Annotated in this window: 13 protein-coding genes and 1 pseudogene; 13 read left to right on the top strand and 1 reads right to left on the bottom strand. The window is 63.8% G+C overall.

Annotated features, from left to right (window positions below):
- Nucleotides 1-28 precede the first annotated feature (28 nt).
- The 12 genes and pseudogenes from NKK52_RS32180 to NKK52_RS01125 form a co-directional block, all read left to right on the top strand.
- Nucleotides 29-141: pseudogene (locus NKK52_RS32180) on the top strand (endonuclease domain-containing protein); the annotation flags it as partial.
- Nucleotides 142-183: 42 nt separating this feature from the next.
- Entirely contained in the window at nucleotides 184-1,191 is a 1,008-nt protein-coding gene (locus NKK52_RS01075) for an ABC transporter permease (protein ID WP_023682739.1), read from the top strand.
- Nucleotides 1,184-2,032 carry an ABC transporter permease gene (locus NKK52_RS01080; protein WP_023682738.1) on the top strand — a complete coding sequence of 283 codons (849 nt, stop codon included), beginning with the start codon at nucleotides 1,184-1,186 and terminating at the stop codon, nucleotides 2,030-2,032. The genes NKK52_RS01075 and NKK52_RS01080 overlap by 8 nt, the downstream gene beginning before the upstream one ends.
- Nucleotides 2,029-2,907 carry an ABC transporter ATP-binding protein gene (locus NKK52_RS01085; protein WP_023682737.1) on the top strand — a complete coding sequence of 293 codons (879 nt, stop codon included), beginning with the start codon at nucleotides 2,029-2,031 and terminating at the stop codon, nucleotides 2,905-2,907. Before NKK52_RS01080 ends, NKK52_RS01085 begins: the two co-directional genes overlap by 4 nt.
- Nucleotides 2,900-3,730, top strand: coding sequence for an ATP-binding cassette domain-containing protein (locus NKK52_RS01090; protein WP_023682736.1), 831 nt, complete (start codon nucleotides 2,900-2,902; stop codon nucleotides 3,728-3,730). Before NKK52_RS01085 ends, NKK52_RS01090 begins: the two co-directional genes overlap by 8 nt.
- Before the next feature lie 77 nt (nucleotides 3,731-3,807).
- Nucleotides 3,808-4,407, top strand: a complete 600-nt coding sequence (locus tag NKK52_RS01095; RefSeq protein WP_023682735.1) for a VOC family protein — start codon at nucleotides 3,808-3,810, stop codon at nucleotides 4,405-4,407.
- Between the two features lie 141 nt (nucleotides 4,408-4,548).
- Nucleotides 4,549-6,843, top strand: a complete 2,295-nt coding sequence (locus tag NKK52_RS01100; RefSeq protein WP_352628131.1) for a bifunctional salicylyl-CoA 5-hydroxylase/oxidoreductase — start codon at nucleotides 4,549-4,551, stop codon at nucleotides 6,841-6,843.
- Nucleotides 6,840-7,613 carry an SDR family NAD(P)-dependent oxidoreductase gene (locus tag NKK52_RS01105; RefSeq protein WP_023682733.1) on the top strand — a complete coding sequence of 258 codons (774 nt, stop codon included), beginning with the start codon at nucleotides 6,840-6,842 and terminating at the stop codon, nucleotides 7,611-7,613. The genes NKK52_RS01100 and NKK52_RS01105 overlap by 4 nt, the downstream gene beginning before the upstream one ends.
- Nucleotides 7,607-8,077: a MarR family winged helix-turn-helix transcriptional regulator gene (locus NKK52_RS01110; RefSeq protein ID WP_023682732.1), complete on the top strand. Its 471-nt coding sequence runs from the start codon at nucleotides 7,607-7,609 to the stop codon at nucleotides 8,075-8,077. The genes NKK52_RS01105 and NKK52_RS01110 overlap by 7 nt, the downstream gene beginning before the upstream one ends.
- Complete coding sequence (locus NKK52_RS01115) at nucleotides 8,074-8,886, top strand: enoyl-CoA hydratase family protein (RefSeq protein WP_023682731.1); 813 nt, start codon at nucleotides 8,074-8,076, stop codon at nucleotides 8,884-8,886. The genes NKK52_RS01110 and NKK52_RS01115 overlap by 4 nt, the downstream gene beginning before the upstream one ends.
- Entirely contained in the window at nucleotides 8,886-10,034 is a 1,149-nt protein-coding gene (locus NKK52_RS01120) for an acyl-CoA dehydrogenase family protein (protein ID WP_023682730.1), read from the top strand. The genes NKK52_RS01115 and NKK52_RS01120 overlap by 1 nt, the downstream gene beginning before the upstream one ends.
- Before the next feature lie 54 nt (nucleotides 10,035-10,088).
- Complete coding sequence (locus tag NKK52_RS01125) at nucleotides 10,089-10,484, top strand: RidA family protein (protein ID WP_023682729.1); 396 nt, start codon at nucleotides 10,089-10,091, stop codon at nucleotides 10,482-10,484.
- 22 nt (nucleotides 10,485-10,506) lie between these two features.
- Here NKK52_RS01125 and NKK52_RS01130 read toward each other — a convergent pair whose 3' ends face one another.
- Nucleotides 10,507-11,598, bottom strand: coding sequence for an LLM class flavin-dependent oxidoreductase (locus tag NKK52_RS01130; protein ID WP_352446560.1), 1,092 nt, complete (start codon nucleotides 11,596-11,598; stop codon nucleotides 10,507-10,509).
- A 123-nt stretch (nucleotides 11,599-11,721) separates the two neighbouring features.
- Between NKK52_RS01130 and NKK52_RS01135 the strand changes: the two genes are divergently transcribed.
- Nucleotides 11,722-12,483, top strand: a complete 762-nt coding sequence (locus NKK52_RS01135; RefSeq protein WP_023682728.1) for an HpcH/HpaI aldolase family protein — start codon at nucleotides 11,722-11,724, stop codon at nucleotides 12,481-12,483.
- The last annotated feature ends 141 nt before the right edge of the window (nucleotides 12,484-12,624 follow it).

Consider the following 12,624-nt stretch of genomic DNA (forward strand, 5'->3'; position numbering starts at 1 on the left):
GCTTGTGGGCGCCACCCTTCGCTGAGCGGCCCCCTCATCCGGCCCTTCGGGCCACCTTCTCCCCGCTGGGAAGAAGAGACCAGCTCAGCTGTCCGTGACCTCTTCTCCCCTCGGGGAGAAGGTGGCCGCGAAGCGGACGAATGAGGGGGCTCTTCGTTAGAAACGCACTGGGCCAACACCAGAATGCTCCTGCAACGATTCCTGATCCGTCTGCTTACGATGCTGATCACGCTGTTCGGCGTGGCTGTCGTCGTCTTCGTCGTGATCCGCGTCGCGCCTGGTGACCCGATCGCCATGATGCTGCCCCCCGGTGCGACAGATGCCGACATCGACCGGCTGCGTGCACTCTACGGGCTCGACAAGACCATCGTGCAGCAATTCTTCATCTGGCTGTCCGGCGTCGTCAGGGGCGATTTCGGCACCTCGATTTCGCTCAGGCAAGATGTGCTCAGCCTTGTCTTCAATCGTTTGCCGGCAACGCTGGAACTTGCCATCATCGCGCTCGTCATGGCGGTTGTGCTCGGCGGCACGACGGCGATCCTCGGAGCCCGCGAGCGCGGCACGGCGGTCGAAGCCGGCATCGATATCGCCAGCGGCGCCGCCCTTTCCATTCCCGATTTCCTGTGGGGCCTCGTGCTGATCCTTTTGTTTGGCGTGCTGGTGCCGATCTTCGATATCTCCGGCCGCGTGTCGCCGCAGCTCGATCTGCCCTTCGTCACCCAGTTCTATTTCTTCGAGAGCTTGCTTCGGCTGCGCTTCGACCTGACCTGGGATCTGCTGAAACACATGCTGATGCCGGCAGTAGCCTTGGCATTGCCGCTGGCGGCAATCATCGCGCAGTTGCTGAAACAGTCGCTGAAGGAAGTGCTTGACCTCGACTATGTCGTGCTGGCCCGGGTGAAGGGGTTTTCGGAAACGCAGGTTATCCTGCGCGAGGCGCTGAAGAACGCTGCCTTGCCGACACTGACTCTCGTCGGCGTCCAGTTCACCTTCCTTGTCGGCGGCACGGTCATCGTCGAGCGGCTGTTTTCCTACGAAGGGCTCGGCAACATGGCGATCGATGCCGTCATCAACCGCGACCTGCCGCTGATCCAAGGCATCGTGCTGGTGTTCGCGCTGCTGTTCGTGCTGATCAATCTTGGCGTCGACATGATGTACGCGCTGCTCAATCCGAGGCTGCGCCATGGATGAGGCACGCATCGCCCGGCGCGGACTCGGCCCGAGGCTGTGGCTGGCCGGCGGCTGGCTGCTGCTGGCGCTGCTGGCCGCGATCTTCGCGCCGCTGGTCGCACCGCAGGACCCGCTGGCGCAAGACCTGATGCTGGAACGGCTGCCGCCATTCTGGATGAGTGGTGCGGAATCCGGCTATTGGCTGGGCACCGACAGCCTCGGCCGCGATCTCCTCTCCCGGCTGATCTTCGGCGGCCGTATCGCCTTCATCGTCGCTTTCGCGGCGGCGATCGCCGCCTGCCTTGTCGGCTCGACGCTCGGACTGGTCGCCGGCTATTTCGGCGGCTGGGCCGACCGCATCATTTCACGCATCGTCGACGTCTGGATGGCATTCCCGCCGGTGCTGTTCGCCATCCTGCTGGTCGCGGTGCTCGGCACCGGCCTCAGTTCCGTCATCCTCGCCATCGTCATAATCGACTGGACGCGCTTTTGCCGGGTGATCCGCGCCGAAGCGATGGGCCAGTCGCGCATGGACTATGTCGAGAACGCCCGCATCGCCGGCTATGGCCGCATCGGCATCATGCTGCGCGAGGTGCTGCCCAATGTGGTGCCGTCCATCGTGGCACTGCTGTCGCTGGAGATGGGCATCGCCGTCATCGTCGAGGCCATCCTGTCCTTCGTCAATCTGTCGATCTCGACCGACGATCCGACCTGGGGCGGCATCATCGCCGAGGGCCGGCTGTCGATCCATCAGGCCTGGTGGGTGCTGGTGTTTCCGCTTGTCACGCTGATGCTCACCGTGCTGTCGTTCAGCCAGTTCGGTGAGGCGCTGAAGACACGCTTCGATCCGGTGCTGCGATGAGCGCTTGCCTGGATATTGCCAATCTGAGCGCCGTGCTGCCGAATGGCCAGCGCGTGCTGCGCTCGGTGTCGCTCTCCGTGCAGCCGGGTGAGGTGCGTGCTCTTGTTGGCGAGAGCGGCGCCGGCAAGACGATGATCGGCAAGGCGGTGCTGGGTGTGCTGCCGTCAAGCGTGCGCATCGTCGAAGGCGCCATGCAGCTCGAAGGCCAAGACCTCGGCAGGCTGCAGCCCAAGGCAAGGCGCACGCTGATCGGCGCTCGCACGGCGCTGATCCCGCAAGATCCGTTGACTGCGCTCAACCCGTCGCGCCGCATCGGTCCGCAGATGACTGACCGGCTGGTGCGCATTCTCGGCTGGAACGGTGACAAGGCGTACAAGCGTATCCGGCAATTGTTGGATGAGGTGCAGATCCGCGATCCCGACCGGGTGCTGAAATGCTATCCGCATGAACTCTCCGGCGGCATGCGCCAGCGTGTGCTGATCGCCGCCGCCTTCGCCGCCGAGCCACGGCTGATCGTTGCCGACGAGCCAACAACCGCGCTCGACGTGACCGTGCAAAAGCAGATCCTGCGCCTGATCGCCGAGCTGCAGCGCGAGCATGGCACCGCGATCCTGTTCGTCACCCACGATCTCGGCGTCGTTGCAAAGATCAGCCAGCAAGTGTCTGTGCTCTACGCCGGCAAGGTGGTGGAAGAGGCTGATACAGCCGCTCTCTTCGCCGCGCCTGAGCATCCCTATACGCGGGCATTGATAGCCGCCACGCCACGCTACACCCATCCCTTGGCCTCGCTGAAGCCGGTGGACGAGACCGTGCTGGCCGGGCTTGCCGCCGAGATCGGCGCGGCAGACCAGGCGTGGAGGCGGCCGCATGGTTGAGCCGCTGTTTTCCGTGCGCGGGCTGAAGGTGGCGCTGCCCGACATGACCCGCAAGCCGCTGATCGGCCGCGCGCCGCTGGCCGAGATTTTGAAAGGCCTGGACTTCGATCTGCCGAGAGGTTCGGTGACCGGCATCGTCGGTGAATCCGGGTCCGGAAAATCGACGCTCGGCCGCACGCTTGTCAGACTTCTGGAGCCGAGCGTCGGCAGCATCCATTTCGAGGGCCGCGATATCGCCCATCTGCCGGATGCGGAGCTGCGACCTCTGCGCCGCGACCTGCAGATGATCTTCCAGGACCCGATGTCGTCGCTCAACCCGCGTCGCACCATCGCCGGCATCATTGCCGCGCCGCTCAAGCAGAATGGGCTTGGCGACAGGCTTAGGGAACGCGTCGCCGAGGCATTGCATCGCGTCGGCCTGCCGCAAAGCTTCGCTAGTCGCTATCGTCATGAACTGTCGGGCGGGCAGCGCCAGCGCGTCGGAATTGCGCGCGCGTTGGCGCTTTCGCCGAAATTCGTGCTGGCCGACGAGATCGTCTCCGGCCTCGACGTATCGACGCAGGCGCAGATCCTCACCCTTTTGGAGAGACTGGCCGCGGAGATGGGGCTGACGGTCGCCTTCATCAGCCACGACCTGTCGGTCATCCGGCGGCTGTGCCAACAAGTGATCGTCATGCGCGAGGGCAGGATCGTCGAGGCGAGCGCCACCGATGCGCTGTTCGACAATCCCAAGGAGACCTACACGCGCGACCTGCTTGCCGCCATCCCACTGCCTGAGATCGACGCGGACTGGTTGCGGCCAGCAACGAAAGCGCCGGCATAGGACTGTTCACCCCCCACGCCGAACAGCGGGCTTCGGACGTGCATGAGGGCAAAATCAGCCCGCGAACGGAGGGTAATATGAATTACGCAGCCCGCGGCACGATGCTTGCCGCGATCCTGTTCTGCTCGATGGGAACGGCTTCGGCCGATGCGATCCCCGGCATGCGCGGCCACGACCACACCGGCATCACGGTGCCCGACATGAAGCAGGCGGTCGACTTCTTCACCGAAGTCGTCGGCTGCAAGAAGGCGATGTCGTTCGGTCCGTTCGCCGATGACAAGGGCACCTTCATGCAGGATCTTCTGGGCGTCGATCCGAAGGCTGTCATCGAGCAGGTCACCATGGTGCGTTGCGGTTATGGATCGAACATCGAGCTGTTCAAGTACACCGCGCCTGACCAGAAGGATTTGACTCCGAAGAACAGCGATATCGGCGGCTTCCACATTGCCATGTATGTCGATGATGTCGCCGCGGCGAAAGCCTATCTCGACGGCAAGGGGGTGAAGACGCGGTTGGGTCCGCTGCCGGTCAAGGAAGGTCCGGCGGCCGGCCAGACCATCCTCTATTTCCAGGCGCCATGGGGATTGCAACTGGAGGCGATCAGCTATCCCGATGGGATGGCCTATGAGAAGGGTGCCGAGACTGTGCTGTGGAGCCCGAAGAACCCGGACAAGTAATTTCCAGAGCGCGCTTGCGGGGCCAGCCCGCAGGCGCGCCACCCGTGTCCAGCAATCGTTCCAACATGAAACTTTAAGCTTGAAATATTTTATCTCCGGCGCGATACTTGATATGCAGCAAGCGAAGAGGAGATCGCACGGATGAAGGTTGCGGTTCTCGGTGGCGGACCAGCCGGCCTCTACTTTGCCATTTCAATGAAGCTGCGGGACGCCGCCCACGAGGTCACGGTGTTTGAGCGCAACCGCGCCGACGATACGTTCGGCTGGGGCGTCGTGCTGTCGGCCGAAACACTCGACAACCTTGCCAAAAACGACCCGGTCAGCGCTGTATGGATCAAGAAGCATTTCGCCTATTGGGACGACATCGCCGTCATCCATGACGGCGTGCGCACGGTCTCGTCGGGCCACGGTTTCTGTGGCATCGGCCGCAAGCGGCTTCTGATCCTGCTGCAGCGACGCGCGCGCGAACTTGGCGTGAGGCTGATGTTCGAGAGCGATATCGCCGACCCTCAGCACTATATGGAGACGCATGATCTGGTCGTCGCCGCCGATGGGCTGAACTCAAGGGCGCGCAACACCTTCGTCGAAGTCTTCAAGCCCGACATCGACACCCGCAAATGCAAATTCGTCTGGCTCGGCACCAACCAGAAATTCGACGACGCCTTCACCTTCATCTTCGAGAAGACCGATCATGGCTGGGTGTGGGCGCACGCCTATCAATTCGACAGCGAGACAGCGACCTTCATTGTCGAGTGCAGCGAACAGACCTGGGCTGCCTTCGGCTTCGGCGCCATGTCGCAGCAGGAATCCATCGCCGTCTGCGAGCGCATCTTTGAGAAACATCTCGGCGGCCACGCGCTGATGACCAATGCCAATCACATCAGAGGTTCGGCCTGGATCAATTTCCCGCGCGTGCTGTGCGAACGCTGGTCCTACAAGAACCTGGCTCTGATGGGCGACGCGGCGGCCTCGGCACATTTCTCGATCGGCTCCGGGACCAAGCTCGCATTGGAAAGCGCGGTGGCGCTGGCCGAATATGTCAAAACCGAACCGGACCTCGACGCCGCCTTCCGCAAGTATGAGGATGCGCGCCGCACCGAGGTGCTGAAGCTGCAGTCGGCGGCGCGCAATTCGCTGGAGTGGTTCGAGGAGGTCGAGCGCTATCTCGGCCTCGATCCGGTGCAGTTCAATTATTCGCTGCTGACCCGCTCGCAACGCATCAGCCACGAGAATTTGCGGCTGCGCGATGCCAAATGGCTTGAAAGCGCCGAGGAATGGTTCCAGCGCCAGGCGGGGGCAGGCGGCAACAGGCAACGCCGGGCACCGATGTTCGCGCCGTTCAAACTGCGCGACATGCAGCTCAACAACCGCATCGTCGTTTCGCCGATGGCGCAGTACAAGGCAGTCGATGGCTGCCCGACCGACTGGCATTTCGCCCACTATGCCGAGCGTGCCAAGGGCGGCGCCGGGCTTGTCTATATCGAGATGACCTGCGTCAGCCCGGAAGGACGCATCACGCCCGGTTGTCCCGGCTTCTATGCGTCCGAACATGAGGTGGCGTGGAAGCGGCTGGTCGATTTCGTCCACACCGAGACCGAGGCTAAAATCTGCGCCCAGATCGGGCATTCCGGGGGCAAGGGCTCGACCCGTGTCGGCTGGGAGGGCACCGACGTGCCGCTCTCCTCGGGCAATTGGCCGGTCATGGCGGCCTCGGCGATTGCATGGTCGCCTCAAAACCAGGTGCCGAAAGCCATGGACCGCGCCGATATGGATTTGGTGCGCGACCAGTTCGTGGCCTCCACCGAAATGGCCGATCGTTGCGGCTTCGACATGCTGGAGATCCACGCCGCGCACGGCTATCTCCTGTCGTCCTTCATCACGCCGGTCACCAACCAGCGCACGGATGAGTATGGCGGTTCGCTGGAAAATCGCATGCGCTATCCCCTGGAAGTCTTCCATGCGGTGCGCGCCGCCTGGCCGGCGCGAAAGCCGATTTCGGTGCGCATTTCGGCCAATGATTGGGTCGGCATCGAGGGTGTGACGCCGGCCGATGCGGTGGAGATCGCGCGCATGCTGCACGAAGCCGGCGTCGACATCTGCGACGTCTCGGCAGGTCAGACCTCGATTGCCGCCAAGCCTGTCTATGGCCGCATGTTCCAGACACCATTCTCGGACCGTATCCGCAACGAGGTCGGCATGGCGACGATGGCGGTCGGCAACATCTATGAGCCGGACCATGTCAATTCGATCCTGATGGCAGGCCGCGCCGACCTGGTGGCCCTGGCACGGCCGCATCTCGCCGATCCCTACTGGACGCTGCATGCGGCGGTGAGGCTCACTGACCGTGGGGTCAAATGGCCGGATCCCTATCTTCCCGGACGCGACCAGATCTACCGGCTGGCCGAGCGCGATGCGGCGGCGGGGCTGAAAGTATGACGACGGCCTTGGCGATTTCAGGCAAACATGCGCTGGTCACTGGCGGCGGCTCCGGCGTCGGCCGGGCCATAGCACTCGTGCTGGCCGAGGCCGGCATAGAGGTGACCATATGCGGGCGGCGCGAGGCCGAGCTTGCCAAGGTGGCTGGCGAGAACGACCGCATCCACGCCATGTCAGCCGATGTTGCCAACGAGGCGGCGGTGACATCGCTCTACGCGCAAGCGGAAGCCGTGCGCGGCCCGTTCGACATCGTCGTCGCCAATGCCGGCATTGCCGGCAGCACGCCGGCGCACAGGACCTCGCTTGCCGACTGGCAGCGGACGCTCGACGTCAATCTGACCGGCGCCTTCCTGACGGTGAAGCCGGCGCTGGCCGGCATGGCCGCGCGCAAGGCGGGCCGGATCGTCTTCGTCGCCTCGACCGCAGGGCTGAAAGGCTACGCCTATGTCGCGCCCTACGTGGCGGCCAAGCATGGGGTGGTCGGGCTGATGCGGGCACTGGCGGCCGAGACGGCGAAATCCGGCGTGACCGTCAACGCCGTTTGCCCGGGCTTCGTAGAGACCGACATGCTGGCGGACTCCATTCAGCGCGTCGTCGAAAAGACCGGCCGCTCAGTCGAGCAGGCGCGGGCGAGCCTTGCCTCGACCAACCCGCAAGGCCGTTTCATCCAGCCGCAGGAAGTTGCCGCGACGGTGCTCTGGCTGTGCGGCGATGCGGCTGCGTCGATTACCGGACAAGCGATTTCGATCTCAGGAGGCGAAACATGGTAGCCGGCCCATTGCCCGCGCCGTCGGGACCCGGCAAGGACCGGCTGCGTCTCTGGATCAGGCTGCTGCGCGCCTCGCGCACGATTGAGGCGGAACTGCGCGAGCGGCTGAAGAAAGAATTCGATACGACACTGCCGCGTTTCGACGTCATGGCCGCCCTCTACCGCGCGCCGGAAGGCATGCTGATGAGCGATCTGTCGCGCTTCCTGCTGGTCTCCAACGGCAATGTCACCGGCATTGTCGACCGGCTGGTTTCGGAAGGCCTGGTCGCGCGCGCGCGCCGCAATGGCGATCGCCGCACATCCATGGTGCGACTGACCGATGAGGGTTCCAGATCCTTTGCCACAATGGCCGCGGCGCATGAGGGTTGGATCGGCGAATTGCTGGCCAAGGTCAGCGAGGAGGATGCGCGCCGGCTGACCGGCATGCTGACCTCGTTCCGCAGCAACTGGGAGGGACGCGAATGAGTTCGATGGCCGGCCTCAAGCCGAAGCACTTCCTGTGGGAGGTCGAAGGCAGGATCGCCAGGGTGCGGTTAGACCGGCCGGAGCGCAAGAATCCACTGACCTTCGACAGCTATGCCGAACTGCGCGACACATTCCGCGACCTCGTCTATGCCGACGACGTCGACGCCGTGGTGTTTCTGTCCAATGGCGGCAATTTCTGCTCGGGCGGCGATGTCCACGACATTATCGGCCCATTGGTCAAGATGGACATGAAGGAGTTGCTTGCCTTCACCCGCATGACCGGCGATTTCGTCAAGGCGATGCTCAACTGCGGCAAGCCGATCATCGCGGCGATCGACGGTGTCGCGGTCGGCGCCGGCGCCATCATCGCCATGAGCGCCGACATCCGCATCGCCACGCCGGAGGCCAAGACCGCCTTCCTGTTCACCCGCGTTGGCCTTGCCGGCTGCGACATGGGCGCCTGCGCGATTCTGCCGCGCATCATCGGCCAGGGCCGTGCCGCCGAATTGCTCTACACCGGCCGCACGATGACGGCTGCGGAAGGCGAGCGCTGGGGCTTCTACAACAGGCTGGCCGATGCCGCAGTGCTCGAGGCCGACGCGCTCGAGATGGCGGCGCGCATCGTCTCCGGCCCGACCTTCGCGCACGGCATCACCAAGACGCAGTTGAACCAGGAATGGTCGATGGGCCTCGACCAGGCGATCGAAGCGGAAGCGCAGGCGCAGGCGATCTGCATGCAGACGCGTGACTTCGAGCGCGCCTACAAGGCCTTCGTCGCCAAGAAAAAACCGGTGTTCGAGGGCAATTGATGGCTGACAGGAGTTTCCTCAACTGGCCGTTCTTTGAAGATCGCCACCGCGAATTGGCCGAAAGGCTGGAAGCATGGTGCGCCAGGAACCTGCCGGTCGATCACCATGACGTCGATGCCGCCTGCCGCGAGCTGGTGGCCAAGCTTGGCCGCGACGGCTGGTTGAAGCCGACGGCGCTCGATACGGACAATCCGGGACCGCTCGATGTCCGCACTTTGTGCATCATGCGCGAGACGCTGGCGCGCCATGACGGGTTGGCCGACTTTGCCTTCGCCATGCAGGGGCTCGGCACCGGCGCGCTCAGCCTGTTCGGCACGCCTGACCAGCAGCAATGGCTGGCAAAGACCACGGCCGGCAAGGCGATCTCGGCCTTCGCGCTTTCGGAGCCACGCTCCGGGTCGGATGTCGCCAACACCGAAATGACGGCGATCCGCGATGGCGACTTCTATATCCTCAGCGGCGAGAAGACCTGGATTTCCAATGGCGGCATCGCCGATCTCTACGTCGTCTTTGCCCGCACCGGCGAGGCGCCGGGCGCCAAGGGACTTTCCGCCTTTCTCGTACCCGCTGATACCAAGGGGCTTGGCATCGCCGAGCGCCTTGAGGTGATCGCTCCGCATCCGCTGGCGCGGCTTTCCTTCGATCAGGTGCGGGTGCCGGCTTCGGCGCTGATCGGCAAACCGGGAGACGGCTTCCGCATCGCCATGTCGGTGCTTGACGTGTTCCGCTCGACGGTCGGCGCGGCGGCACTCGGCTTTGCCCGCCGGGCGCTGGACGAAAGCATCAGCAGGGTGGCCGAGCGCAAACTTTTCGGCGCTCCGATGGCAGAGCTGCAGATGGTGCAAGGCCATATCGCCGACATGGCGCTGGACATCGATGCCGCAGCGCTGCTGGTCTACCGCGCTGCCTGGACCAAGGACATGGGCGCGGCTCGTGTCACCCGCGAGGCGGCGATGGCCAAGCTGTTCGCCACCGACAAGGCGCAAGAGGTGATCGACAAGGCTGTGCAGCTGCATGGGGGGGACGGCGTCCGCAAGGGCCATATCGTCGAGAGCCTCTATCGCGAGATCCGCGCGCTACGCATCTACGAGGGCGCATCCGATGTGCAGAAGGTGGTGATCGCACGGCAGGTGATGGGTGCGGCCTGACGGCGATGTATTTGATTTGAGATTGATCTTTAAGAATACCGGGGAGGCTTGAAAATGCACGAGATCCTGCAGCCGGAGGGCTGGGCGAAACCGGTCGGCTACGCCAACGGCATTGCCGCGCGCGGCAGGCTCGTCTTCGTGGGCGGACAGGTCGGCTGGAACGGGCAGTGCCAGTTCGAGACCGACGATTTCGCCGGCCAGGTGCGGCAGACGCTGCAAAACATCGTCGCCGTGCTGGCGGAAGCCGGCGCGGAGCCACGGCACATCACCACGATGACCTGGTATTTCACCGACAAGGCCGAATATCTCGGCAATCTCAAGGGTATAGGCGAGGCCTATCGCGAGGTGATCGGCCGGCATTTCCCAGCGATGGCCGCCATGCAGGTGGTGGCGCTGGTGGAAGATCGCGCCAAGATCGAAATTCAGGCAACCGCCGTCATTCCGGATTAACGAATTCGTTATTCCCGGATTGTCAGCAGCGTAGCCCCGCCCGCTTCAGCAGCGGCAATACGTGGTCGCAGAAATAGGGCAGTTCCTGGGTGTAGTTGACGAACGACAGCGCGATGCCCTGGTAGCCATGCCCGGCTATTGCCGCCATCTCGGCGGCAATCGTTTCCGGCGTTCCAACCAGCGGGTAGGTGCCGGCGCCGCCGGCGAAACGCTGCCGGTAGCGGTCATAGGCATGCGGGTCATGCGACTGCGAGAACTCCTTCTTGCCTGCCATATGAGCATCGACCGCATCGTGGTCGACCAGATCGACGGCATAGCGCGTGTAGTAGGCCTGCGCCTCTTCCATGGTTGGACGGCAGACGACATGCGCCACCGTGTAGACGCCGACGTTGCGGCCAACCTTGTCGGCCCGCTCGCTGATGTCGGCGACATGCTTGCCGGCATCGCTCATTTCCGAAAAGGTCGTGAACAGATAATCGCATCGGGCGGCGGCGAAATCCCGGCCCGGGCCACCGAAAGCAGCGTTCATGGTCACCGGGCGTGGAACCTGCAGGCTCGCCGGCCGGCTCACCGCCTCCTTGAGGCGATAGTATGTGCCTTCATAGTCCAGAGGCTGGTCCGAGGCGTAGAGCTTTTCCAGGATTTCGATCCATTCGGCGGCCTGGTCGTAGCCCTTCTCGACCAAAGGCGTGCCGAACATGCCGAATTCCTTCGGGTTCCAGCCGCAGACGATGTTCAAGCCGGCGCGGCCCTGGCTGATATGGTCGACAGTTGCCAGCGCCTTGGCGGCATAGAGCGGATGCACCAGCGGCACATGCACGGTCATGAACAGGCCGATCTGCTCGGTGGCCACCGCCAGAGCTGCTGCCCAGGTGAAGGTCTCGAACGACCATTCGCGCACCTTGTTGCGGCCGCCAAAGCCACGCCAGCGCGCGATCGGAAGCATAAATTCCAGCCCGGCGCGGTCGGCGATCTGCGCCGCCGTCAGATTGTCCTGCCAGCTTGCCGTCCAGCGTTCCGGCACATCGGTGATGGCCAGACCGCCATCGGCATTGGTCGAAAAGACGCCGAGCTTCAGTTTGTTCGAGCCGTGCAGGGGATGCGTTTTGATCATCATGGGAACTCGTGGCGGGAGACCGACACGCTAGGCCCGCGCAAAAATATTTCAAGCCTGAAATAGCTTCGCCTCGCCGCCGATTGCGGATATCAATTCGGAGGGGAAAAAAGGGGGATGGATATGAGCGCGTTCCGTCAGAAGTGCATCGGCAAGACCAATCTCGTCGGCTCCTTCGCCGCTATTCCCCATCCCGTCGCCGTCGAAGTGATGGCGCTCACCGGCCTCGACTTCGTCTGCATCGACTGGGAACATGCCCAGATCGCGCGCGACACGATCGAAACCATGGTGCGCGCGGCCGACGTGCATCGCGTGCCGGCCATGGTGCGTGTTCCCGGTCATGCGCCGGAAGCTATCCAGGCGGCGCTCGACAGCGGCGCACAAGGCGTGCTCGTGCCGCGCGTCTCGACCGCTGCTCAGGCCGAGGCGGCGGTGAAGGCCTCGCGCTATCCGCCGCTGGGCGAGCGCGGCGTCGGGCCTGGCCGCGCGGCCGGCTATGGCTATCGCATTCCCGAATATCTGGCCGCGGCCAATGACAGGGTGGTCGTCGCGGTCCAGGTCGAGACATCGGAGGGGCTGGCCAACATCGAGGCGATCGCGGCCATAGACGGCATCGATGTGGTCTTCGTCGGCCCCGGCGATCTCTCCGTGTCGATCGATGCGATCGGGCCGAAAGGCGTGGACAAGCTCAATGAGGCGATCACAAGGATCATCCGCGCGACCGTCGCGCATGGCAGGACATCGGGTATATTTTGCGCCAGCCCACAGACGATCAGCCAGTGGGCCGCTATCGGCGCGAGCTTCTTCGTGCTGGCCAGCGATACGATGTTTCTTGGCGCCGGCGCTACGGCCAACTGCACCGCTGCGCGCGCCGAGCTGCGGTAGACGGGCGGGATCGGGCAAAAACTTTTTAAGCTTAAAACTTTTTCCTTGAAAAGCGCAGCACATTGGATAGCATCCAAACTCGATGGCGACTGTCGTGCCGGTGGGGCTTGCCGGGCAGTCCGTCGCGGTGCTCCGGGTGGG

Origin of the sequence: Mesorhizobium sp. C277A (assembly GCF_040324395.1) — a bacterium.
Classification (GTDB): domain Bacteria; phylum Pseudomonadota; class Alphaproteobacteria; order Rhizobiales; family Rhizobiaceae; genus Mesorhizobium.

What these genes read in the sequence shown, in the direction of transcription:
- NKK52_RS01115 (WP_023682731.1), top strand. Translation starts at nt 8,074, where the DNA reads ATGAGTTCGATGGCCGGCCTCAAGCCGAAGCACTTCCTGTGGGAGGTC.
- NKK52_RS01095 (WP_023682735.1), top strand. Translation starts at nt 3,808, where the DNA reads ATGAATTACGCAGCCCGCGGCACGATGCTTGCCGCGATCCTGTTCTGC.
- NKK52_RS01100 (WP_352628131.1), top strand. Translation starts at nt 4,549, where the DNA reads ATGAAGGTTGCGGTTCTCGGTGGCGGACCAGCCGGCCTCTACTTTGCC.
- NKK52_RS01120 (WP_023682730.1), top strand. Translation starts at nt 8,886, where the DNA reads ATGGCTGACAGGAGTTTCCTCAACTGGCCGTTCTTTGAAGATCGCCAC.
- NKK52_RS01090 (WP_023682736.1), top strand. Translation starts at nt 2,900, where the DNA reads ATGGTTGAGCCGCTGTTTTCCGTGCGCGGGCTGAAGGTGGCGCTGCCC.
- NKK52_RS01080 (WP_023682738.1), top strand. Translation starts at nt 1,184, where the DNA reads ATGGATGAGGCACGCATCGCCCGGCGCGGACTCGGCCCGAGGCTGTGG.
- NKK52_RS01110 (WP_023682732.1), top strand. Translation starts at nt 7,607, where the DNA reads ATGGTAGCCGGCCCATTGCCCGCGCCGTCGGGACCCGGCAAGGACCGG.
- NKK52_RS01135 (WP_023682728.1), top strand. Translation starts at nt 11,722, where the DNA reads ATGAGCGCGTTCCGTCAGAAGTGCATCGGCAAGACCAATCTCGTCGGC.
- NKK52_RS01075 (WP_023682739.1), top strand. Translation starts at nt 184, where the DNA reads ATGCTCCTGCAACGATTCCTGATCCGTCTGCTTACGATGCTGATCACG.
- NKK52_RS01085 (WP_023682737.1), top strand. Translation starts at nt 2,029, where the DNA reads ATGAGCGCTTGCCTGGATATTGCCAATCTGAGCGCCGTGCTGCCGAAT.
- NKK52_RS01125 (WP_023682729.1), top strand. Translation starts at nt 10,089, where the DNA reads ATGCACGAGATCCTGCAGCCGGAGGGCTGGGCGAAACCGGTCGGCTAC.
- NKK52_RS01130 (WP_352446560.1), bottom strand. Translation starts at nt 11,598, where the DNA reads ATGATCAAAACGCATCCCCTGCACGGCTCGAACAAACTGAAGCTCGGC.
- NKK52_RS01105 (WP_023682733.1), top strand. Translation starts at nt 6,840, where the DNA reads ATGACGACGGCCTTGGCGATTTCAGGCAAACATGCGCTGGTCACTGGC.